20 protein-coding genes are annotated in these 22548 nt (G+C 41.9%); 8 read left to right on the top strand and 12 right to left on the bottom strand.

Going from position 1 to position 22548, the window contains the following annotated elements; translation table 11 throughout:
- Both ACKRAT_RS13090 and ACKRAT_RS13095 read left to right on the top strand, forming a co-directional pair.
- Entirely contained in the window at window positions 1–1191 is a 1191-nt protein-coding gene (locus ACKRAT_RS13090) for an acyl-CoA dehydrogenase family protein (protein WP_411842820.1), read from the top strand.
- Window positions 1192–1392: 201 nt separating this feature from the next.
- Window positions 1393–2586, top strand: coding sequence for a hypothetical protein (locus ACKRAT_RS13095; RefSeq protein ID WP_411842821.1), 1194 nt, complete (start codon window positions 1393–1395; stop codon window positions 2584–2586).
- A gap of 71 nt (window positions 2587–2657) precedes the next feature.
- Here ACKRAT_RS13095 and ACKRAT_RS13100 read toward each other — a convergent pair whose 3' ends face one another.
- From ACKRAT_RS13100 to ACKRAT_RS13120, 5 genes are read right to left on the bottom strand one after another with little or no spacing between them, the layout of a single operon-like run.
- Window positions 2658–3539, bottom strand: coding sequence for a dihydrodipicolinate synthase family protein (locus ACKRAT_RS13100; protein ID WP_411842822.1), 882 nt, complete (start codon window positions 3537–3539; stop codon window positions 2658–2660).
- Entirely contained in the window at window positions 3523–4971 is a 1449-nt protein-coding gene (nhaC, locus tag ACKRAT_RS13105) for a Na+/H+ antiporter NhaC (RefSeq protein ID WP_411842823.1), read from the bottom strand. Before nhaC ends, ACKRAT_RS13100 begins: the two co-directional genes overlap by 17 nt.
- A gap of 15 nt (window positions 4972–4986) precedes the next feature.
- Window positions 4987–5736: a hypothetical protein gene (locus ACKRAT_RS13110; protein ID WP_411842824.1), complete on the bottom strand. Its 750-nt coding sequence runs from the start codon at window positions 5734–5736 to the stop codon at window positions 4987–4989.
- A gap of 10 nt (window positions 5737–5746) precedes the next feature.
- A complete protein-coding gene (locus ACKRAT_RS13115; protein WP_046791131.1) occupies window positions 5747–6748 on the bottom strand; it encodes a proline racemase family protein in 1002 nt (333 codons plus the stop codon).
- A complete protein-coding gene (locus ACKRAT_RS13120) occupies window positions 6745–7923 on the bottom strand; it encodes an NAD(P)/FAD-dependent oxidoreductase (RefSeq protein WP_411842825.1) in 1179 nt (392 codons plus the stop codon). The genes ACKRAT_RS13115 and ACKRAT_RS13120 overlap by 4 nt, the downstream gene beginning before the upstream one ends.
- 140 nt (window positions 7924–8063) lie before the next feature.
- On the opposite strand from ACKRAT_RS13120, the gene ACKRAT_RS13125 reads away from it, so the two are divergent.
- From ACKRAT_RS13125 to ACKRAT_RS13145, 5 genes are read left to right on the top strand one after another with little or no spacing between them, the layout of a single operon-like run.
- A complete protein-coding gene (locus ACKRAT_RS13125; RefSeq protein ID WP_046791133.1) occupies window positions 8064–9428 on the top strand; it encodes a sigma-54 interaction domain-containing protein in 1365 nt (454 codons plus the stop codon).
- 52 nt (window positions 9429–9480) lie between these two features.
- Window positions 9481–9756 carry a (2Fe-2S)-binding protein gene (locus ACKRAT_RS13130; protein ID WP_046514337.1) on the top strand — a complete coding sequence of 92 codons (276 nt, stop codon included), beginning with the start codon at window positions 9481–9483 and terminating at the stop codon, window positions 9754–9756.
- Window positions 9753–10085 (top strand): (2Fe-2S)-binding protein, encoded by a 333-nt coding sequence (locus ACKRAT_RS13135; protein ID WP_411842826.1) that lies wholly within the window; start codon window positions 9753–9755, stop codon window positions 10083–10085. Before ACKRAT_RS13130 ends, ACKRAT_RS13135 begins: the two co-directional genes overlap by 4 nt.
- Window positions 10078–11262, top strand: coding sequence for an NAD(P)/FAD-dependent oxidoreductase (locus tag ACKRAT_RS13140; RefSeq protein ID WP_411842827.1), 1185 nt, complete (start codon window positions 10078–10080; stop codon window positions 11260–11262). The genes ACKRAT_RS13135 and ACKRAT_RS13140 overlap by 8 nt, the downstream gene beginning before the upstream one ends.
- A gap of 4 nt (window positions 11263–11266) precedes the next feature.
- Window positions 11267–12379, top strand: a complete 1113-nt coding sequence (locus tag ACKRAT_RS13145) for a M24 family metallopeptidase (RefSeq protein ID WP_411842828.1) — start codon at window positions 11267–11269, stop codon at window positions 12377–12379.
- A gap of 44 nt (window positions 12380–12423) precedes the next feature.
- Here ACKRAT_RS13145 and ACKRAT_RS13150 read toward each other — a convergent pair whose 3' ends face one another.
- Together ACKRAT_RS13150 and ACKRAT_RS13155 are read right to left on the bottom strand one after the other, a co-directional pair.
- Window positions 12424–12954, bottom strand: coding sequence for a helix-turn-helix domain-containing protein (locus tag ACKRAT_RS13150; protein WP_411842829.1), 531 nt, complete (start codon window positions 12952–12954; stop codon window positions 12424–12426).
- A gap of 18 nt (window positions 12955–12972) precedes the next feature.
- A complete protein-coding gene (locus ACKRAT_RS13155; protein WP_411842830.1) occupies window positions 12973–14460 on the bottom strand; it encodes an aldehyde dehydrogenase family protein in 1488 nt (495 codons plus the stop codon).
- A 320-nt stretch (window positions 14461–14780) separates the two neighbouring features.
- Here ACKRAT_RS13155 and ACKRAT_RS13160 point away from each other — a divergent pair, with 320 nt between their 5' ends.
- Complete coding sequence (locus ACKRAT_RS13160) at window positions 14781–15524, top strand: transposase (protein WP_411842831.1); 744 nt, start codon at window positions 14781–14783, stop codon at window positions 15522–15524.
- A 468-nt stretch (window positions 15525–15992) separates the two neighbouring features.
- Here ACKRAT_RS13160 and ACKRAT_RS13165 read toward each other — a convergent pair whose 3' ends face one another.
- The 5 genes from ACKRAT_RS13165 to ACKRAT_RS13185 form a co-directional block, all read right to left on the bottom strand.
- Window positions 15993–17096, bottom strand: a complete 1104-nt coding sequence (locus ACKRAT_RS13165) for an AbiH family protein (protein WP_411842832.1) — start codon at window positions 17094–17096, stop codon at window positions 15993–15995.
- Between the two features lie 32 nt (window positions 17097–17128).
- Window positions 17129–19120 (bottom strand): P-loop NTPase fold protein, encoded by a 1992-nt coding sequence (locus ACKRAT_RS13170; protein ID WP_411842833.1) that lies wholly within the window; start codon window positions 19118–19120, stop codon window positions 17129–17131.
- A gap of 807 nt (window positions 19121–19927) precedes the next feature.
- A complete protein-coding gene (locus ACKRAT_RS13175; protein WP_411842834.1) occupies window positions 19928–21595 on the bottom strand; it encodes a hypothetical protein in 1668 nt (555 codons plus the stop codon).
- Window positions 21592–22218, bottom strand: coding sequence for a DEAD/DEAH box helicase family protein (locus ACKRAT_RS13180; protein ID WP_411842835.1), 627 nt, complete (start codon window positions 22216–22218; stop codon window positions 21592–21594). The genes ACKRAT_RS13175 and ACKRAT_RS13180 overlap by 4 nt, the downstream gene beginning before the upstream one ends.
- Window positions 22193–22438 carry a GIY-YIG nuclease family protein gene (locus ACKRAT_RS13185; protein ID WP_411842836.1) on the bottom strand — a complete coding sequence of 82 codons (246 nt, stop codon included), beginning with the start codon at window positions 22436–22438 and terminating at the stop codon, window positions 22193–22195. The genes ACKRAT_RS13180 and ACKRAT_RS13185 overlap by 26 nt, the downstream gene beginning before the upstream one ends.
- Window positions 22439–22548: the final 110 nt, after the last annotated feature.

Genomic DNA, 22548 nt, shown 5'->3' on the forward strand with positions numbered 1-22548 from the left:
TTGAATACATTACAGGAACTTGATATGAATGGCCGGCTGGCGTTGACGGAGGAAACGGCCAAAAAATTCAAGGAGTCTTCACGGGAGCACGACGAGAATGTCACTTTCCCATTTGAAAACTTCGAAGCCCTAAAGGCGATCGGTTATCCGCAGCTGTCCATTCCGAAGGAATACGGCGGTGGCGGTGTTTCCCTTCATGAATTGATGAAGCATCAGGAGATCATCGCAAAAAATGACGGCGCCACGGCCCTGTCCGTCGGCTGGCATATGGGTATCATCATGGATATCGGGGAGAAGCACTCGTGGGATGATGAGAAGTACAGGAAAGTGGTCGCTGACGTCATTGAAAACGGCTCCCTCATCAACAACCTGGCGACGGAGCCGGCGACCGGCAGCCCGACCCGGGGCGGCCGACCGGAAACGACCGCGAGAAAAGACGGTGACAAGTGGATTCTGAACGGCAGGAAGACGTTCGCCACACTGTCGCCGATATTGAAGTATGCGGTCATCAGTGCATCCATTGAAGGCACAGATGAAGTCGGCAACTTTGTTGTCGACACTGCACTTAAAGGCGTCCATATCGATGAAACGTGGAACTCGGTCGCAATGCGCGCATCCGGCAGCCATGACTTCATAATGAAAAATGTGAGGGTGGAAGCAGAAGACCTCGTCTCCTACAGGACACCCGGCAGGAAGTCACCAGCAGGATGGCTCCTCCACATTCCGGCATGCTACCTGGGGATTGCACGTGCAGCACAGGAAGCTTCAGTGAATTTCGCAGCAGAATATTCACCGAACAGCATCAAAGGGACGATCTCCGAACTGCCGAACGTCCAGGAGAAGCTCGGCCGCGTTGAGCTGATGCTGATGGAATCCGAACATTTCCTTTATTCCGTGGCGCGGAAGTGGGATGAAAGCAGCGCCGAGGAAAGACAGCAGATGGGAAATGAACTCGGTGCCGTAAAGACTTCAATCGTCAATAAGGCAGTGGAAGCCGTCGATCTCGCAATGAGAGTCGTCGGCGCCAAAAGCCTGTCCGCCGACAGCGAACTGCAGCGTCACTACAGGAATGTCCGCGCCGGACTTCACAACCCGCCGATGGATGACATGGTTATCATAGGCCTTGCCAAAGGATCGATCAGCAGAATCAAAGAGGCAAGAAATGAAAAGATGACAAGCAACGCTGAATAAACTAACAGAGTCCGGAGAATATTTATATATTCTTCGGATTTTTCATTTACTCCTCGGATTGCATATGAATGACACTCATTTATTATATATTTTTTAATAGTTTGTAACGTTTCATATAATATGTTCAGTTATATAGAATCTTTCTATGGTCTGTGCTAGTATGTATTAAATGCTTCATGCAGGAATAAAGGAGAGTTGAAAATGATAAACCTTGATACATTTGTTGCGAATGAACTTGGTATTTCGTTGAATAATTTCATCTACAATTCCATCAGTATTTTTAAGTATGACACGCATGAACTCACCGACTATATTAAAAATAAATGTGATGAGAACCCTCTGATCTACATAAGCGAAGATAGGATTCCTCTCTCGGCTTTATCCGATCACTATCAGACTCAATCGACCGGCATTTTCACTGAGTTGTTCACCCATTTCAACTGTACCCTCGATGAACAGAAGAAGACAGCGATGCAGTATATTCTTTATTCCCTTAATTCATCCGGCTTTTTGGAAGCGGATACAAAAACTGTTTCTGACATGACCGGTTCTTCGCCCGAAGAGGTACAAGGACTACTGAATATGCTGAAAGCCTATGATGACCGTAAAGGAATCGGCTGCACGGATGTTTACGATTTTCTTAGATTCCAGCTGAGAAATCAGGACATGTACAATGAAAAACTGTTCACGCTGTTCATCTCAAACCTCGATGCGATCAACAGCGGCGCCCTCGATTTCCTGGAGGATGATGAAAGAGCAGATCTGTTCGAGTATGTCCGGCTTATTACTGAATCCTGCTCCCTCTCCCCCATCTCGGAGGATGAACCTGAATATCTGGAGCCAGATGCAACGATCTCAGTTGAAAATGGATCATTCAACATTGTCATCAATGATTATCTTTCAGACTGCATCGTATTCGAACCTTTGGATATTCAGTCACAAGATAAGGATTTCAAAAAGGAAATGGAGAAATACAGGCGGGATTATGAAGAACTGGCTTCAATTCTGAACGCCCGGAAAATGTATCTGAGCAGTGTGCTGACCATCATCGTGAATAAGCAGAGGGACTTCCTGTTGGGAACTTCAGGATTTTTAAACCCCCTGAATCAGAATGACCTGGCCGATGCGACTTCCCTCAGCCCAGCGACAATCAGCCGCCTGCTTTCGGGTAAATTCGTGTCGACTCCAAAAGGGACTGTCCCGATCAAGTCACTCCTGTCGAAAGAATGCTGCAACGGTGCTTCTGTCAGCTATGCAATGCACCTGATTAAAAGCTTATCTGACTTCGAAACGATGCCGGACAGTAAAATTTCAAAGAAACTGTGTGAATTCGGCGTCACCCTTTCCAGAAGAACAGTGAATAAATATAAAAATGAGATATTAAACCAAAATTAAAGGAGTAGTCCAAGGGGAACGGACTACTCCTTTCTCTATGCGTCATACGGGGATAGTGCTCTGTGCGTTGCCTAATCCAGTTTTTCCATCAGTGATTTCAGTTGACTGACCTCTTCTTCGTCGAGACCCAGTCTCGGCTTTCTGGAAGGCCCGCCGTTCAGACCTTTCAGGTCCATCGCCTTTTTGACGATCTGAACATACTTGCCGGAGTCCTCCAGGAATTCACACAGCGGCAGCAGATCTTTATTGAGTGCCTTCGCTTCATCGTACTTGCCGGCCTTCACCAGCTCATACAGTTTGGCCGCGCTGTTCGGTGCGATGTTGGCTGCCACAGACACCCAGCCCGTCGCCCCCTGCACGAATGATTCGAATGCCAGGTCATCCGAGCCGCAGAACAGGACAAGATCCGTATTATCTGCGATGGCCCGGACTTTGCGGATGTCCCCACTCGATTCCTTGATGTACTGCACTTTATCGAGTTCTTTATCAATCTTATAAATCGTTTCATTTTCCAGATCGATATTTGCAGTGAATGGATTGTTGTACATCATGATCGGTTTCGTCACCACATCATTCACATCCTTGAACTGATGGAACGCCTCTTCTTCCGTCGGCGTCTGATAGAAGGAGTTGATGAGCAGCAGGCCGTCTGCATGATTGTCTTCGGCGTGCTTTGCATACTCGATGACCTTGCTTGTCCGCTCGTCGGCGATACCCACCAAAAGCTTCGTATCGGTATCTTTCACCATCGGGCCCACCAGCTCCACGATCTGTTTCTTCTCTGCCTCGTCCAGTGAAGCAAACTCGCCGGTGCTGCCGACAATAACAATGCCGGCCGCCTTCTGGTCCAGATAATACTGCACGTTCTCTTTCATTCCGTCGTAATTCACGCTGTAATCCTCATGCATCGGTGTGATCAGTACTGGGAATGCCCCTTCAAACTGTTTTTTCATAGATTTCATATCCTCCATTTTCTTCATGATCTTCATCTTTCGCTTTTTCATGATCATCTTTCTCCATTATGAATAATCCGAAATAACCGTATATCAGTGAAATTATTATCACTAAAAACCCATACCAGAAGAATGGCAGGTATGCTAATGTCGCTACGCCGAGTGTGGTTGCCATGAAAACACCGCCATCAGACCACGGCACCATAGGAGTGGTTACTGTACCTCCGGCTTCAACGTTTCTTGACAGCAGTGTGCGGCTGACATTTTTACGGTCGTAGTTCTCTTCAGTAATTTTGGTGCCGGTAAGCAAAGAAACATAAGCTGCGCCGCCAAAGAATACACCGAAGAATGATGCCAGCATCGTTGTAAGCGTAAGGTTTCCGGTATTGTTCGCCCATTTGGCGAACAGGTTGCCAATCACTGTAAATGCACCGATTGACTGGAGCAGACCTCCGACACCCAAAGCCAGAATGATCAGCAGGATGACTTCAAGCATGAATGTGATGCCACCCCGGTTGAGCAGATTATCTATAAATGCGATTCCTGTACTCTGTTCGCTGCCTGAATACAGTGTCTGGATCGCTTCTATGAATCCGTATCCCTGAAACAGTGTCGCCCATAAACTCCCCAGTAATGCTCCAAATAGGATGACTGGAACTGACGGCAACTTAAACGCCAGCATGATAATGACTACCACTGCCGGAATCAGCATCATCCAGGACACATTGAAATTCTGCTCCAGACCTGTCAGGGTATTTTCAGCAATCGACAGATCCCCCTGCCCATCGTACATGACTGCACCCACAATCCAGTAAAGAACCGCTGAAATGATAAATGCAGGTATCGATACGAATGACATAGACTTAATATGCCTGAAAAGATCCACTCTTGAGAGCGAAGCTGTCATTACAGTTGTATCTGATAAGGGCGACATCTTATCTCCTACATAGCATCCGGAAATAACTGCTCCAGCAACTAAATAAGTCGGCAGCCCGAAGCTTTCCCCGATACCCATCATCGCAATCCCCGCTGTACCTGCAGAACCAAATGAAGTCCCTGTGGAAAGTGCAGTAATCGCACAAATAATCATGGCAGCCATCAGAAAGATACTTGGACTGATAATATTCAAACCATAATAAATCATCGTCGGCACTACCCCGCCGGCAATCCAGGAACCGATCAGGGCGCCGACCGCAATAAGTATCAGAATTGCCCCCATGCCTTCATAGATACCTTTTAAAAGTCCTTTTTCCATTTCCAGATAATTGTGGCCAAGGTACACCCCAAAGCCCAGTATCACAAACCAGACTACAAGTAGAGCCAGTTGTATCGGCAATTTCAAAATAACTATAAAACCAAACATTATGACAACAAACATCCCAAGTATCGTGAGCAAGACACCGAGACTCGGCAGTTTCTTTTCCTTTGTCATATGAATCCCCCTTAATTATTTAATGACAAACCCTTCTGTATATATATCAGTGTGATCGATATAGAACTGCGAGTTCGATATCAGCTGATATGCATGTTCGAACCTGCCATTTTGGATTTTGATATCATCCCCATTCAATGTTGTTGTTCTCTCAGTCCCCAATTCTCTGTAGAAAAGAGAAATCACCTCTATGATTGGATAAGGCAGGATATCATTGTTCTTATTCGCTGTTGCATGTTTCCCATCATTGCTTAAAACCAGATAATCATAAGTACTGTCATTCAGCTTTTCAATTTCCTTTTTGATCGAAGTAATATATTGAATATCCATATGCAGCCCGGTTTCCACCAGTTTTATCTTTTTGTGATTCACTTCATATAAACCATCAGTCAAACCTACCTCATATAATGGCGTTTCAATGAGCTCATTTTGGCCATATTTCTTCGTTCGGCCGTTGAAATCCAGAGAGTAGCTTTCCTTTTTTTCAATCCGGCCCCGGTCGACCAATGATGAAACAAATGATTTCAACAGAACGTCTTCGTTTTCAATACCGGTGATTGAATCAAGAGTGACTGTCAAACCGCCCGTAATCTCATCTTCATGAAAAATCAGCAGATTCATATATTTACTTCCTCTCGGCTCGTTCAGAAGCAATTTTTTTACATCGAACCCTTCAGGTCCTGCCCTCAGCTCGTTTTTTTCAATCACCCGCAGAAGCTGGCCATGTATATGGATGTCATAGCTGTTCACTGTTTTCACAATCATATTTTCACCCCTATATATCCGGTATCAGCAAATAGCCATTTTGTAATGGATCTGATTCATTCATATAAAAATCATGCCTGGCCATGATCCAGGCGGAACCGGTAATCGACACTTTGTTGAATGTGATGCCATTTTCTTCTTTAGAGCTGATGAGCCGTGCCTTGAACTGTGATCCTGTAATACTTTCATGAATAAAGACATCATTCTCACTGATCCTGCCCTCTTTATACAAAGTCGCGACTTTCGCACAAGTGCCTGTCCCGCACGGTGAACGGTCGATACCGCCAGGCGGAACGACCACAGTATTCCTGATCACCTCTCCCTCTTCATACAATTCCATATGTGTCAGCTTATTGATGAAGGGATATTCAGGATGCCTGACGTCATGTTCACTGTTGATGACATCCCGCAATTCCATTGCGGCCGCCACAATACCCTCGGAGTTTGCGATATCGAGTGACAAGCCTAAATCTTCCGCCCTGATGATCCCGTAGAAATTACCGCCGTACGCTATGTCACACCTTACATTCCGGCCTTCAAACAGGACATCGACCGTTTTTAAATGAAAGGATTCCGTGCTGACAAAAGTTACTTCTTCAACTTTACCGTTTTCCACTTTGCATTTTGCTTCAACGACACCCGCAGGCGTATCAAGCACGACGGATGTAAACGGTTCTTGCCGCTCCACATATCCCATTTCGACTAAAGCAGTGCACGTCCCGATCGTGTCATGTCCGCACATCGGAAGATAGCCGCCCGTCTCTATGAATATCACACTGTAGTCCGCTTCCGGCCGCAAAGCCGGCAGCAGAATCGTACCACTCATGACATCATGGCCCCGCGGCGGATTCACAAGGAATTTCCTGATATAATCATGGTTCTCTTTCATGTCGAGCATCTTTTCCTGGATGGTATCCCCCGCGAGCTCCGGCATTCCGGCCAGGACAGTACGTGTCGGATTTCCGCCGGTATGGGTATCCAGTGTGATAAACTGCTTGCTGTTTTGATTCATGCGTGCACCTCCCTGAACCTGTTGATGTCAAGCGGACTGATGTCGTCCTCGAGTGAGTCTGTCACCATCTGGGATACCCAGAGTCCGGTTATTGCCGACAGCCCAATGCCGTCTCCCTCATGCCCGGCTGCAATGTAGAAGCCCGGAATCTTCGTTTCGGACAGGACGGGCAGATGGTCCGGCGTCCACGGACGGAGGCCGGCATAGCTGCGGATGATATTCATATCCTTCATCTGCGGGAAATATTCGATGGCCCGACGGGCGATGAGCTGGATGATCCTATGATCCACTTTTGTGTCAAAACCCGTGAACTCCCGGCTGCTTCCGAGCAGGAAATTCTGGCTCTCGGTCGCCTCATGGACGAGCGCGATGCCGTAGTCGTTCATCTCCTTAGATGCCTTGCGTTCCTTGCCGAACTTCGTCATCAGGTAGCCGAATTCCTGAATTTTACGCGTTCCCATAAGTTCCGAGCGGGATGCCACAAGAATGTGACCTTTCCTCGGTTTGATCGGAACATCCATGCCGAGCATATTCGCAACTTTCGGGGCATGGACACCGGCGGCGTTGATGACCTTCCTCGTTTTGAATACATCCCCGTGGGAAAACACTTTGAAGTTCCCATCATGCGTCTGCTCAACATCCGTCACCCGGGTGTTCTCAAATAATGAAAAATCATATTTCTTCGCCTGGTGGACCAGTGCAAAAGTAAGCATGTAAGGGTTAACCGTCGCATCGTTCGTACATTCGATGCCGCCGACAAGATGATCGGAAAAATATTTGGAGTCATTTTTCAGGTCCTCCTTCGTCAGTTTCCTGAAAAATTCATCCTCACCATTTTCAGCATTCTGCAGGTCCACCCACTCATGTGCCTGTTCGAGCTCATCGTCATCCGCACACAGGAAGATGCTGCCTGGATGCCTGAATTCAAACTTCATTTCCAATTCTTCGGACAGCTCCCTGATCAGAGCCTGGCTCTTTATCGCCATCCGGCTGTCGAACCCGGGTTCCTTATCGATCAGCAGCACATTCCCATCGCATTTGGAACTCGTACCTGAAGCGAGCGTACTCCCTTCCAGCAAAGCCACCTTCAATCCGGTTTTCGTCGTATAGTAGGCAATGCTTGCGCCAATGATTCCTCCGCCTATGATCAATACATCGTAAATGTCTCTGTTCAATGAATCACCCCACCTCCTTCAATTACTACTAAGAAAAAAGGATGCCAGCCTTAAAAACTTAAATCACTAGAAAGTTTGATTAACTCTGTAAATATTTATATAATTATTATTAGTAATTTAACAATAAGGGGATGTTAGAAATGCTGGAGAAGGCGCTTATAAAAGAACTGATCAATTTCCATAATCATTCGTTCACGATCATCGATAAACAGGAGAACGTCATCTACTGGAGCGACAGGGCTGCAGAGATTTTCGGCATGAGCAATGAATATGTCATCGGCAAAAAAATCACGGAAGTCTTCAGGGAAGAACACCTGGTCATGCTGGAATCACTCAGGGAGAATAAGACAATCGTAAAAAAACAACATAAGGCGACAAACAATATATATGTAGATATAAAATCCATGCCCATTCTGATCGACGGGGAAGTTGAGGGCGCCATCGTCTCCGAAGTCAACGTCACCGAACAGAAGCTCCAGAAGGAGCAGATTGAGACACTGAAGAATAAAGTCAGCGTCCTCTCCGATAACATGAAACAGCTCAAAGACTCGAACTTCAGGAATATCATATACAAAAGCTCCGTCATGGAACATGTTAAGAACCAGATTGAAAAAGCGGCGAAGACGAATGCGAACATACTGATCACCGGAGAGACCGGTGTCGGCAAAGAACTCTTTGCCAAATCAATCCATGACACAAGTGCCGTCAAAGGAGAATTCATCCCGATCAACTGCGGTGCCATTCCGAGCCATCTGTTCGAATCTGAACTCTTCGGGTACGAAAAAGGGGCGTTCACGGGAGCGAACCGGGAAGGCAACAAAGGGAAGATTGAACTCGCAGAAGGCGGGACTTTATTTCTCGATGAGATGGGGGACATGCCGCTTGATATGCAGGTGAAATTCCTCCGGGTGCTCCAGGAAAAGCAGTACTTCAAACTTGGCGGCAACAAAGAGAAGTCGGCGGACTTCAGGCTGGTTTCGGCCACCAACCGGAAGATTGCAGACCTCCTCGCCTCGGATGACTTCAGATCCGACCTTCTGTACCGGATTAATGTCGTCAACATCCACATACCGCCGCTCCGGGAACGGCCGGATGATATAGAATCGCTGTTCTTCTACTATCTGTACAGTCTGTCCGAAAAGTACGGAACAAGCGTCAAATACGCCAACCAGCAGCTGATCAACCACCTGAAGGCATACCACTGGCCGGGCAACGTCAGGGAACTCATCAATGTCATCGAAAGACTGGTCATCTTCTCGAATGAGGAAGCACTGAATAACGAGATTTTCGACCAGTATCTGACCGAAGTCGGCGAAGATGCAAAACAAGCCACACTGCCCTCGGTCACTGAAGAACTGGAACTGAAAGACTACGTGGAAAAGATCGAAGCGGATTATATCAGGCATGTGCTGGAGGAGAATGGCCAGAATGTAGAGAGAGCCAGCAAAGCACTCGGCATCAGCCGCCCTACCCTTTATGCCAAAGTGAAGAGATTCGGGCTGTAGCTGGCATCTTTTTTTCTTACTGATTGATAAAAGGGAAAAAGAGGTGTTCCATATGAGGCAGGAAGACGATTTTGTCGTATGCAGATGTGAAAATGTCTATTATTCAGATCTTATAAATATAATGGAGAACGGAACGAATAATTCAAGGGAACTCAAATTGAAATCACGGGCAGGCATGGGATTCTGCGGTTCGCGTACATGCGGGCCGTTCCTCGAAAAGCTGACAGGGGATCAGAATGACGCGTCTCCCGGCTATGTGCATCTGAAATCACAGCCGCCAATCCGGACCATTTCATTGAAAGAACTCTCAGGGGAGGGCGAATCATGACAGAACGGATACTGAATCATAAAATACTAGGGGCCATCCGGCACGAATTTGTCCCTTTCAAATGGAACGGAGAAACCATTTACGGTGTGGAGGGGGAAAGCCTGACAGCCGCCCTGCTCGCCAACGGCATAAGAACACTCAGAACCCATGAAAAGGACGGCAAACCGAGAGGCCTCTACTGCAACATCGGCCACTGTTCCGAGTGTCGCGTCACCATCGGCGGAGAAAAGAACCAGAGAGCATGCTTGACACCGGTGAAAGAAGGCATGAGTGTCAGACAGCAGACAGAACTGCCACATCTGGTGAAAGGAGATGACAGCCATGTTTGATACGATCATCATCGGTGCAGGACCGGCCGGTCTGAGTGCCGCAAAAATACTGCAGGAAAGACAGAAAGTGCTGGTTCTGGATGAATACTTCCATGCAGGCGGCCGGCTCCTCGGACAGCTCTATGAAGAGGAAAAAGGCAGATGGTGGAACGGGCTTGAAATCGCCCGCCGTCTGATCATGGAGACAGAGGGAAAGAGTGAAATCCGGCTGAGCACCTCCGTGTACAATGTGGAACTTGATGACACTTATACCGTCCATACGACAGCAGGCGTCTTCAAGTCCAGATCTTTAATCATCGCCACCGGCGCACGGGAGAAATCCACACCACTCCCCGGCTGGGATCTGCCCGGTGTCATGACCGTCGGCGCCGCCCAGGTGCTCACCAATTTCAGCCGGGTCAAACCGGGTAATAAAGGCGTCATCATCGGCATCAATCCATTATCCATGGTCATCGCCATGGAGCTCGGCTATACGGATATCGAAGTTGCGAAAATCTGCCTGCCGCCGAAAAATAAGATCAACGACCAGACACCTAAAGACGCATTCGAAACACTTGTCTCACTCGGCAATTCCGCCCCTTCAAAGTTCATTTCATTCGGAACGAGAGTGGCCGGCAGAGCAAAGCCGCTTCATCCCGCAGCATTGAAACTGTTCCCTAAAGGCGGCGTCAAAGCCATGGGGCTTCCAATCTCAATCAAGGAGAAGATCATCCGTATAAACGGTACAGAGAAAGTGGAGTCAGTCACAATGCAGAAGACCGATTCTAAAGGCAGGCCCGTTGGCAGGGAACGAGAAATCCAGTGCGACTTCGTCTGCATATCAGACGGACTCGCCCCGCTCAGTGAAATCGGATCTTTGCTCGACCTCAAGCACGTATATTCGGAACCCCTGGGCGGATACATCCCGCTTCACAGTGAGATGATGGAAACCGAACTCCCGGATCTATATGTCGCAGGCAACGTAACTGGCATAGAAAACGCTAAAGTCGCCATGTACCAGGGACAGCTCGCAGCCCACCGGATACTCGGGGACGAAGAAGCAGCCATATGCACACTTGCAAGCATCAACAACGAAAGAAAGAACGCAAAAGTGAAATTCCACAAAGACCTGATCCACGGGAGAGAGACAGTGGAGGCGATGTGGAAGGAGATCGAAAAAGAAAGGCAGATGAATTAACTATATGACTATCGACTACTTCAAAAGAATCAGCACACTGACGGAACATCTGAAAAATGAAAATACCGGGATGGCTGTAATCACCGACCCGTCGAACATCTATTATCTCACCGGATTTTATGCAGACCCACATGAGCGTTATATGTCGCTTTTCATCGATACCGGATCTGAAGAAACCTATCTTTTCCTGCCTGCACTCGATAAGGAGATTGCAGCGGGTATCGCCAAGGTGGATTTCATCGTTTCGATATCCGATGAGCAAAACCCTTTTACAATCATTGAAAGCAACATAAAAGAAAAAGCAGCGAAAATCGGCATCGAAATGAACGTAGCGACTGTAGCGCATCATAATGGATTGAAAGGAACATTTCCAAATGCTGAATTCATCGATATCCAACCTGTCATTAATCATCAGCGGGCATTCAAAAGCCGTGAGGAAATAGAGGGTTTGAAAGAAGCGGTGAACATCATTGAAAAAGTGCTCGAAGACGGACTCAAAACAATCAAGGAAGGAATGACGGAAGCAGATCTAGTGGCGGAATTCGAATACCTTATGAAGAAATACGGGGCAGCAGGACCTTCATTCTCCACTATGGTCCTTGCAGGGGAAAAGGCGGCCCTGCCACACGGTACACCCGGGGACAGAAAACTGCAGAATGGTGACTTCCTGCTTATCGATTTCGGGGTCATCACCCGTGACCGATATTGTTCAGACATCACCCGGACATTCATCATCGGTGAAGCGTCCGACACGCAAAAAGAGATCTACAATATCGTCAAAACATCCACCCAGGCGGGCGTCGATGCAGTCAAAGCAGGCGTACCATTAAAAGAATTCGATATCGCCGCACGCAGCGTCATCGAAGAAAATGGATACGGTGAATACTTCAACAACCGCGTCGGTCACGGACTCGGCATCGAAGTCCATGAAGCCCCTTCAATCCATCACCTCAATGAAGATATTGCTGAGAAAGGCATGTTGTTCACGATTGAGCCCGGCATCTATATCCCGGGATATGGCGGCGTTCGCATCGAAGAGGAAGTCTATATTAATGAAAACGGAGAAGCGGAATTGCTGACAACCTTCCCGAGAGACTTGCAGATCATAGAGCTGTAAAAAGGTGCACTCAAATTAAGAGCGCACCTTTTTTCATGCCTTGATCAATTCTGATTGGAGGAAACCAAAAGCAGCACCGTCACTTCATCTGTATCGTTATACCAGTGATGGGCCAATGAGGAATCGATATGGATGGATTCATTCTCGTACAGTGTTTCTTTCGTCCCTTCCAGTTCAACCTCCAGCTGCCCGGATAATACATATACAAATTCCTGACCGCTGTGGGTATACGGCACTTTCTGTGATTCTCCCGCACTCAGCTCAATGATTGCTGGAGTGAAATCCGGATTTTTCATCTGCCCTACCAGACTTGTATAGGAAAAATTGCCGGAATCGGCTTTTTGCTTATTGATCTTCTTTTTGATGCTTGTACCACCATTATCGAAAAAGAAATTAATATTCACTTCCAGAGCTTCAGAGATTTTTCTGAGCGACGTAAAAGTCAGTGTCCTGAGCCCTCTTTCTACCTGTGACAGGAAACTGATGGATAAACCACTCTTATCACTCAATTCCTGCAGGGTCATCCTTTTACCCTTTCGTACTTTCTTCAGTTCACTGCCCAACGTATCATCCATATTGCACCTTCTTACGCTTTAGTCCTGTTTGATATTAACAAATACACTCTTCACTTCAACATAGTTGGAAATGCCATAATCTCCGCCCATTTCCCTGCCGATACCGGATTTCTTATATCCGCCGAAAGGCATTGTTTCCAGTTCAAGTCCAAAATCGTTCACCCAAACAGTACCCGACTCAAGTTTGCTTGCGATGTAATGGCCTTTTTTAATGTTCTCCGTCCATACGCTTGCAGCGAGACCGTATTCACTGTCATTTGCACGCCTGATCACTTCATCGACTTCATCAAATACGAACACTGACATTACAGGCCCGAAGATTTCTTCCCTGGCAATCGTCATATCATCTTCAACATCCGCGAAGATTGTCGGTTCAACGAAGTAGCCTTTATCACCCTTACGGGCGCCACCGGTAAGCAGCCTTGCCCCTTCCTCTTTCCCTTTTTCAATGTAGCCGAGGACAGTATCCAGCTGTTTCTCAGAAACCAATGGTCCCATCTCCGTATCATCATCGAGACCCGGTCCTACAACTGTCTTCTCCGCTCTCTCCTTAAGAGCTTCAAGCACTTCATCATATAGATTCCTGTGGACGTAAATACGCGTTGTTGCGCTGCAGTTCTGACCCGAGTTATACATTGTTCCATCAAAGATGCCATCCAACGTTGTCTCAAGACCTGCATCCTCAAGCACGATGGCAGGAGATTTCCCGCCAAGTTCCAGTGTTACACTCTTGATATCATCCGCTGCCTTCTTCATGATCGAACCACCTGTTTTAGTGGATCCGGTAAATGCCACTTTATCCACTTGAGGATGTGTAACCAGAGCATTACCTGCGATACTGCCCGCACCTGGAACAATATTCACAACACCATCAGGGAATCCTGCTTCCTTGAATAACTTCGCAGCATACAGCATCGACAGTGGCGTTTCAGATGCCGGTTTAAGCACAATGGTACAACCCGCAGCCAGTGCAGCACCAAGTTTCCAGCCAGCCATCGCCAGAGGATAGTTCCATGGAATGATCTGCCCGACCACCCCGACGGGCTCATGAACGGTATACGTCACATAATCCGGAGAAACATTAGGTGTTTTGCCCGAAATCTTCGTCGCCCATCCGGCATAATAGCGGAAATGCTGAACCGTGCCGTCCACATCATCTTCCAAAGCCTGCTGATATGCCTTCCCGTTATCCAGTGCCTCAAGCTGAGCCAGCTCCTCCCTGTGTTCCTCAAGAAGATCTGCAAATTTATAGATCAGACGCGACCGCTCAGCAGGCTCCATCTTCGTCCATTCCCCTTCGTCAAAGGCCTTCCTCGCAGACGCGACCGCCTTATCGATATCAGACTCATCCGCCTCGCTTACCTGCGCAATCCTCTCTTCAGTCGCAGGATTCAAGACATCAAACGTCTTACCACTTTGAGGCTGCACATACTCTCCATTTATATACAATCCCATTTCACCATCAAGGAACTCATTAACACGCTGCTTCAGATCTGCAATTGTCATAACTACCCATCTCCTTTTGTTTAATTGATAATCATTTTAGAAAGCGCTAACAAATAAAGTTTAAAATATTCTGTTAAATATATTCTAGATGATAGATTGGGAGAAAGCAATATTTTTTCACACAGTGTGAAAAAATATATTGTTTTAAACTGTAATATATAATTAAAAGTCATGCTCTCTAACAATTTTGGTTCTATAATAAATACGGTTGATGACGAAACTGTCATTAATCGTATTTTTCTGTAAAACGGTATAAAAACAGCGCAAATGTTCTTTATAATAAAGTCACCACAACTAAAATAAAGGACACATTTACGCCTATGAAACAGTTTATCCTATCTTTACTCCAAATAAAAGAAAATAATATCGATTGTACGCATACCACAGTGGAAGTAGTCAGCCATAAAGGCATTAAATCCTTGTTCGTCACTGCCAAGCTGACGTATGATCCGACACTTTGCCCCGATTGCGGATGTATTAATGCGCAGTTCAGTATTGTTAAGAATGGCACCCGGGCATCGAGAATTACCCTGCCGCATATTTCCGGTCTGCCGGCTTTCCTGAAACTGTCTAAACAGCGCTATCTCTGTAAAGACTGCGACCACAGCTTTACAGCAGAAACGCAGATTGTCGATAGACACTGCCATATCTCCACGCGCACGCAGCAGTGGATTGCGCATCAATGTAATCAAAGATTAACAGAACAGTACATTTCTGAAATGGCGAGTGTCTCGGCACCGACGGTGAGCCGGGTGATCGACCAGACGGCCCAGGCCATCCGCCAACGCCCGACGCACGCCTTGCCGCAGCACCTTTCATTTGATGAGTTCAAGAGTATGAAATCGATCGATTCGGCCATGAGTTTCATATTCTGTGATGCGATCAGTCATCAGGTGATTGATATTGTCGAAGACCGGAAACAATCCGCATTAATGCGTTACTTCCTGCGCTACGACCGATTGGCCAGACACCGGGTAAAGACCGTGACCATTGATATGTATGCCCCGTACATCAATGTCGTTCAAGCCTGTTTTCCGCATGCCCAACTGTTGAGTCTAGTTTAACAGTTCCATAAGGGCTATCCCATCGGCTACATCATCACATGGCAGAACCCCGATGCACGGCTCAAGGACGGTACCGTTTCACACAGGAAGAAGAATGTTTAGTACGAGACTAAGTGTCAGAAGGTCGTCCAAGATATGTTTGAGAACAGCACACTCATTAGTAACCTCGCAACATAATCACCCACCGGCATCCTGACACGCGGTGCCAGACCAGTAATCATTGCAAAGAAAAAGGTTCACAAATGGATTTTGAACGGCGAGAAACATTCATCCCCTGTCATTTGATAGACTATATATTTTTCCCTTCTCACTTCTTATAATAGAAGCATATCACTCCTCTGACATTAAAAACATTACCCTTTCATAGTGAAACTTCTCCATCAGAATACTTAACCAAAAAGCTTCAACTTTCGAGATGAGTACGTAACCACTAATGCTAAATTGATTTCTATGCTTATCTTTAGGTTATTAATAACTAACGAGTTCAATGGCTATATCAGAAACCTTATTTATAGTTTTTATCTTCTCATCTATACTCTTCTCATTTTCACCATCATAAACAAACATTTTAATTGCTCGCAAGTTAACCATTTTATATAACAATTCATCAATCAGTTCTAAGTCTGCTTCTAAACTGTGACCTAAAATTAAAAGTTCCTCAATCTTATCGAGTTCTATATTTAATTTTATTGGTTGGGGTTTAAAGTCATTCTTCTCACCATAATCATTCAATTCTAATGATATTTTCTGTAACCTTTCTTTTCTCATTTCCCTATCTAGGTTAGGAGATAGTTTTGTTTTAAAAGGAATTCCAAAATAACCGTAGGTTGCTTTGGTTACCCCGTTTGAAGTTTCATCCATCATTTTATTATCTAGTTCTTCGGGATAATCAAACCATATACTACCTAGTCCACTAAACATAGTATGTAGATTTTCATATAATTCATTCATTCTAGATTGAAAAATATCATCCTTTAGGTCTTTGTTTGATAAATATCTTCGATAATTAAGCACCTCTCTTAAAATTTCTTTTTCAAACAACCGTGCTTCAAATGGCATGCCCTTATGTCGTGGCGAATATTTGTATCCTAATACTATAAATTCTTCTTCTAAAGATCCGTGTAAGTAATGAATATTTTTAGAATTTATATATTGTTTAAGTAACTTAGTATAATTAAAATTTAGAGCATAAGAATCTTCTCTTATCACCTTACTTATTGAATCTAATTTTTTGTAATATTGCTTATCTTCTTTTGCAAGATAATCCATAAGCGCTTTGGCAATCTGACTATAAGGTGTATTGATAGAATTTATCTCTTCAATGATTATATTTATATCCTCTTTTTTTACGACTATATCAAAATAATCAACAAACCATTTTCTAGTAATTTCCTCAATTAAAATTTCGAAATTGTACCATGTATCATAGCCGGTATCAATGTATCTTTTCTTTAGAGCTAAAAGCCATTGGTTTTTGGTATTTGAAGAAATACTATTACTGAAACTTCCAAAAGAAGAATTCATACCATGTGCTAAATCAAACCCATTTCCTACTATAATTAATTGAGACATCTTATCTCCTTTAATATGCTTATTGTCATTTTTCAGTAATTTCTGATCAAATTCATTAATAGCTCTCTTTTATCTCCTTCCATGCTCTCTATTTTTCGAGTTAATTCTTTTCTAAACTCCTCGCTATAACTATAGTCATGTATTCTAAACAAACTAGGAGCTCCTGTACTCTGCTTATCTGATAAATGATTAATAATAAAATGATACAGATCATGGTCTTCAAGTTGAAGCAATGGTTTAAATTTGCTAGTATACTCATCTTCAGGATCTATTTCATTTTTATATTGAGAGTAAAAGTACAAGACTGTTCCTGGATACTTGGTTTGTAGCAAGGTGAATTCAATGTTCTCTTTAAAAATTTCTCTCACCATCGATTTTTGTTTTTCTGTTTGCTCTTCACTTCTTGCTGGAATATACTTAGGCAAAATTTTTAACTTTTGGGAGATGTCTAATTCAGTGTTTTCTTTTATCATGGTTTCGAATAAATATGACTCTTCTAATTCATAATTATATAGCAAAATATCTTTTGTCTTATAGAAAATTGAGTCGGGGTAATTAATTGTAAAGGTACTTTTAGGATTAAAAATGCTATACTCTTGTAAAATTATAATATTTACTAGTAGGGACTGGTAAATCTGTTCATATGATGATTCAGTTTTAGGGTTATCAAAATAATTTTGCTTTAATAAGAAGTAAAATTCTTCAAAATTACCCTCATTATTTACATTATTCAGTAATCTATAATCACTATGATGAATTTCAACTATTTCTCTAACTTCACTCAAATCTATTGTATTAAAAGCTTCTACGCTTTCAATCTGGTATCTTTGGAAAAAAATTGAACTTGTTATGCTCCCATGCTTAAAACCACTTTTTTCATCATTAAATAATTTATATAACAATTCCGAAAGCATTCTTTTTATACTAATCTGATTATTTTCCAACTCTTCTAGCAAACTAATCGTATTAGACTTATCACCAATTATTGGATATTCCTTATAGGGTATTAAGTTCCTTGAATATATAACTTCTTGATTGTTGATTATGTATTCATATATCACATTATGATATTGATAAATGTAGCATAAAGCAAGTTGCTGACTAGAATTGACTTTGTCTTTCCTATAAACCCTATTAAATAAATTTAATAAATGGTTAGCCTCTCTCACTGTTCTTTTTTCTTCAACAAACAAATCTCGTATGTCTGTAAATAATGACTTTTCAGAGATGCTTAAGTCAATATCAGTTAAACTTAGACTTAGCTGCTCTTCGAAGTACTCCCATACATTTATACTATTGAGTTTAATCGGTACATACTCTATATTAGAGAATATTTTTTGAAAAAAGATCGAATCATTCATTTCACTTACCAACTTCTTGTATTCTCCAACAACAATTAATAATGAATGGTTGAACAAGTTCATTTCTGATATTAAGCTATATAAACCATCTTTTGATTCAGAGCTGATTCTGTCAAAATCGTCTATTACAAAAATTAATTTTGTATTTTTAAGATGACTTATTCTGTAACTCAACAAGAATTTGAAGATTTTTTCTGAAGAATATTCATCCTTAATAAAACTGAAAACGGCACTCATAATGATAAGCACTATCCATATTACAATATCATTAGTAGAGATATTTACTTGTGACGATTTAAATAATACTAACCCAAATTGTATAACTGCAAGAGCTGTTACTAATATAATTGGTAGAAACTTTATAATGAAAAACATTATAGGAAACGTCTTAAGAGCCACAAAAGAATACTTTCGCCCTGACCTTTCTTCGTTCCAATAATCTAACTCGATGAACTTGAATTTTTTCACTTCATTACTAGAAGCATTTTCTTTCAATAAATTTAAAAAACTAGTTTTGCCTATCCCCCATTTACCACTTAGGAGCACAGAACCAGTATAGTCTGAATTAATATATTGATTATGAAAGTAATCTACATGATCTGCCAAATCAAAGTAATCTTCTTCTTTATACTTTATAGTTTTGTCGCTTAAAATAGTACTCACTCCTTTATGTAAAATCTTTTCATATCACGTTAACCTTAAGCATTCAGCAACCACATTCCTCTATTTAGTACAACAATGTTATAGATGTGTGAACTGTAACCCATTTAAAATATGAGTTAGTATACTCCACCATTGGAGCTTTAGCCCGACAAGATGCTTGCGAATATCAGATAGTCAGACCAGCTTATAGACCGCAATAATAAAACCTAATAGAGAATATACATGGCAAATGACTAAGTAACCCTTGATGCATTTAAAATAATGCTCCATAACAAACTGGAAATTCAACGTAGCAACTATAATATATTTAGGTTCTTACAAAAGAGAGAGCATGACCGGATTTACAGTTAGGGGGCATCATTCCCAAGGTGTAAAAATACACCATTACTCAACTATCTCGAATTGCTCCCCCCTTAAATAGCTTAAAAAAGAAACAAGCATATACCCAGACTGAATGTTAAGTACAAATTTTTAACTATTAACATATCTATATTGGTAGTCTCGTCATTAAGAAATCGGTAAAAATTTTAGTGATAATGATTCTAATGATCTACCATATATAAATACATAGTCATAATTTATTATATTAAATGAATCTTGCTCAAATATACATTCACAAATCACATTGAGGAAACCTATAAATTTAAATTGCTTCGACAAGTATGCTGTCTTTTATTTTGGCGAAAAATTTTAAATATTTTTAGGTGTTATCAATAATAGTCAACATAAAAGTTCAGGATAAAATCATTACTACATTATCAATATATTTCAAGATTATTTCCTAGAGACACGTCTTCATTAAATATATCAATGCTTTTTTAAGATGTCGCTTAGTTTTTGCCATTGGGAGTAATCATTTTTCATTACTAAAACCCATTCTAGATCTTCTGACATATTAATAAGCCACTCTTCATTATTTTCTATTACAATTCCACCAAAAATTTTATTGGTACCTTCTTTATGATTGTTCATATTTACTATATATTTTTGTAAGTAATTCGATTTTGCCTTAGTCCAGGTTTGGCCATCTCGATCATCTTTCTCTTTCACTTCTAGTAGTCCAATACTTTTCTCAGTTTTAATAATGTAATCTGGGTAGAATGTTCGTACTATACCTTCATATTCATACTTTATGCCTAGAAATTCTTGTTTATTCTCACCATTTTTAAACCACCATACAACACTTTTATTATTATCAATATATGTTTCAAATGTCTTTTCTGGTGTAGAACGATTAATATCTAGATAACAAGGCGAGTGAGTGTATTTTTCATGACTCTCTAATTCTTCAACTTTATGTTCATTAAAATACATTGTATGAGGTATATGGTAGTTATAATCCAATTTCTCAGAGTTAGCATCTTCAAATTTATTTCGATTATTAAGTTTATAATTATCTATTGCATTCAGAAGTATAGGAATAAATATACTTCTATTCTTAATAATAACGACTTGAATACTCTTCATTTCATTTTCCCATTGTCCACTCCCTAAATATTCATTAAAGAAACGATATATTGAAGTTTTTATAGGTGATAGTGATCTCTTTGGAGCAAAGGATCCAGTATTCTCTTTTATTATTTCTTCAAAATACCCTTGTAACTCAGTATCGTCATTCTTGAAGCCTACCTGTAGAGAATTATCTTCAACTTCATAGCCTCCGTCAATCTTCGTACTATCTAATATATAATCCGAATATAATTTTTGCGGATCCAATTCTAGCGATAAATCCATATCGTAGCTTTTTAGTTTTTCAATATTTTCTATAAAGTTTATTGAATTTCTGTCGATTGAGAAAGTATCTAAACATTCATCTACAAACACTTGTTGGAAGTCCGACATAATGTTTCCATAATCTACTCTAGATTTATAATATGAGCTTATTTTTAATTCAGCATCAACATTTTCTTTTAATCTGCTGGACCAACGCTTTATAATATTTGGATTATATTCTTCTGCTTTTACAGTAATACTTTCAATATTTGTATAAATATAGGCTTTGTTTAAGTTTTCATTCTTTAAATAATGCTTTTGCTCAGGCATTCTTAATATTCTACCAACTGTTTGAATTTCAAATGTTGTACTTCTTATTTCTCTCAATTTTACAAGTATTTGTGCTCTTGGACAATCCCATCCAGTATCAATTGCTTGCTTAAATATTAAGTACTCTATTTCATTATCATTCTTAGTCAAGTCATCGAGTGAAGAACTTCTGATATCGGATAGCCATATAGCAAGTTTCCCATTTTCTTCAGTGATGTCATTATCTTTTAGAAACTGTTTTACCTGTTCTAATTTTTTATCTCCATCATCAGCATTCGGTAGCTGTATGAGTACCAATGGATTTACTTTGCTGTTTTCTTCTTTGAATGACTCTTTGAGCTGCTCTCTCTTATTTAGCGCAGCTAATAATATTGCATTTTGCGACGAAAGATCCTCTGTGACCAAGTCCTTCAACGACTGATTAATAATCACTTCTTTTTTATCATTCCTTCTTCTATAACTTGAGAAGGTTCAACTGACACATATCCTGCTGTCCCTAATTGTATTTGTCTTGCATCGGGTATGTAGCTTGGTGTTGCACTCATGTGTAATAACAGATCCGCATTTATAAGTGATTTTATTTCTTTGGCTCGGTCTGTATCAGCCCCATAATGACTTTCATCCATTATAAGTATAATTTTTCTTTTGCTCGTTGTATTTTCAAGTACTTCGGGAAATGAGATTTTATCTCCACTTCGCATCAAAGTATTTGACCATTCATTAGTTGATCTATTTTTACTTCTTACCTTTTCCCAATTTACAAAAACAACTTCGTTTTGATTAATCTCTTCTCTGAATCCGACGAACTCTTCTTCAATCAATGAACATATTGGAGATCCTTCGAACATATTTTCTAGCTTATTTTTACTTTGTACATGTAACTGTCCTTTTCCAATTGAAACCCAAAGAAAACATAAATCAGTATCAGTATTTTCATCGATAAGTTCTCTAATTAGCTGCCCAATCATAACTGTTTTCCCACTACCTGTGGGTGCTTGGAAGACACATATACTATTCTTTTCATTATTATTAATTAAACTCGTTGCAATTTTCATGGGCAATCAGAAGGACACTATCCAATCCCTTCTTCTTTTCGTCTTTCAGATGCGCCTTCATCCGATTCCTCATCTGTACCGTCTGTCCGATATAGGCACTCTTTTTCTTCTTGTTGTCGTGTAGTATATAGACGATTGGGTAGTTGTTGTAGTCCATGCTTTTTAAAGTGTTTATACTCTCTCTATCAAATGAGAAGTTGTTTATTACTAGGCCTTTCATCAGTTCATTCCACATATATGTGTTAAGAATATTCTATCATATTATATTTCAATAAAAGCTTTGAACAATAGGCTAAGGCTTAAAAACTATGCTTCTCATAGTAAACTACT

Source organism: Salinicoccus sp. HZC-1 (assembly GCF_046736035.1).
Classification (GTDB): Bacteria; Bacillota; Bacilli; order Staphylococcales; family Salinicoccaceae; genus Salinicoccus.

Coding starts and splice junctions, on each gene's coding strand:
- ACKRAT_RS13095 (WP_411842821.1), top strand. CDS start 1,393: ATGATAAACCTTGATACATTTGTTGCGAATGAACTTGGTATTTCGTTG.
- ACKRAT_RS13100 (WP_411842822.1), bottom strand. CDS start 3,539: ATGAAAAAACAGTTTGAAGGGGCATTCCCAGTACTGATCACACCGATG.
- nhaC (WP_411842823.1), bottom strand. CDS start 4,971: ATGACAAAGGAAAAGAAACTGCCGAGTCTCGGTGTCTTGCTCACGATA.
- ACKRAT_RS13110 (WP_411842824.1), bottom strand. CDS start 5,736: ATGATTGTGAAAACAGTGAACAGCTATGACATCCATATACATGGCCAG.
- ACKRAT_RS13115 (WP_046791131.1), bottom strand. CDS start 6,748: ATGAATCAAAACAGCAAGCAGTTTATCACACTGGATACCCATACCGGC.
- ACKRAT_RS13125 (WP_046791133.1), top strand. CDS start 8,064: ATGCTGGAGAAGGCGCTTATAAAAGAACTGATCAATTTCCATAATCAT.
- ACKRAT_RS13130 (WP_046514337.1), top strand. CDS start 9,481: ATGAGGCAGGAAGACGATTTTGTCGTATGCAGATGTGAAAATGTCTAT.
- ACKRAT_RS13135 (WP_411842826.1), top strand. CDS start 9,753: ATGACAGAACGGATACTGAATCATAAAATACTAGGGGCCATCCGGCAC.
- ACKRAT_RS13140 (WP_411842827.1), top strand. CDS start 10,078: ATGTTTGATACGATCATCATCGGTGCAGGACCGGCCGGTCTGAGTGCC.
- ACKRAT_RS13145 (WP_411842828.1), top strand. CDS start 11,267: ATGACTATCGACTACTTCAAAAGAATCAGCACACTGACGGAACATCTG.
- ACKRAT_RS13150 (WP_411842829.1), bottom strand. CDS start 12,954: ATGGATGATACGTTGGGCAGTGAACTGAAGAAAGTACGAAAGGGTAAA.
- ACKRAT_RS13155 (WP_411842830.1), bottom strand. CDS start 14,460: ATGACAATTGCAGATCTGAAGCAGCGTGTTAATGAGTTCCTTGATGGT.
- ACKRAT_RS13160 (WP_411842831.1), top strand. CDS start 14,781: ATGAAACAGTTTATCCTATCTTTACTCCAAATAAAAGAAAATAATATC.
- ACKRAT_RS13165 (WP_411842832.1), bottom strand. CDS start 17,096: ATGTCTCAATTAATTATAGTAGGAAATGGGTTTGATTTAGCACATGGT.
- ACKRAT_RS13180 (WP_411842835.1), bottom strand. CDS start 22,218: ATGAAAATTGCAACGAGTTTAATTAATAATAATGAAAAGAATAGTATA.
- ACKRAT_RS13185 (WP_411842836.1), bottom strand. CDS start 22,438: ATGAAAGGCCTAGTAATAAACAACTTCTCATTTGATAGAGAGAGTATA.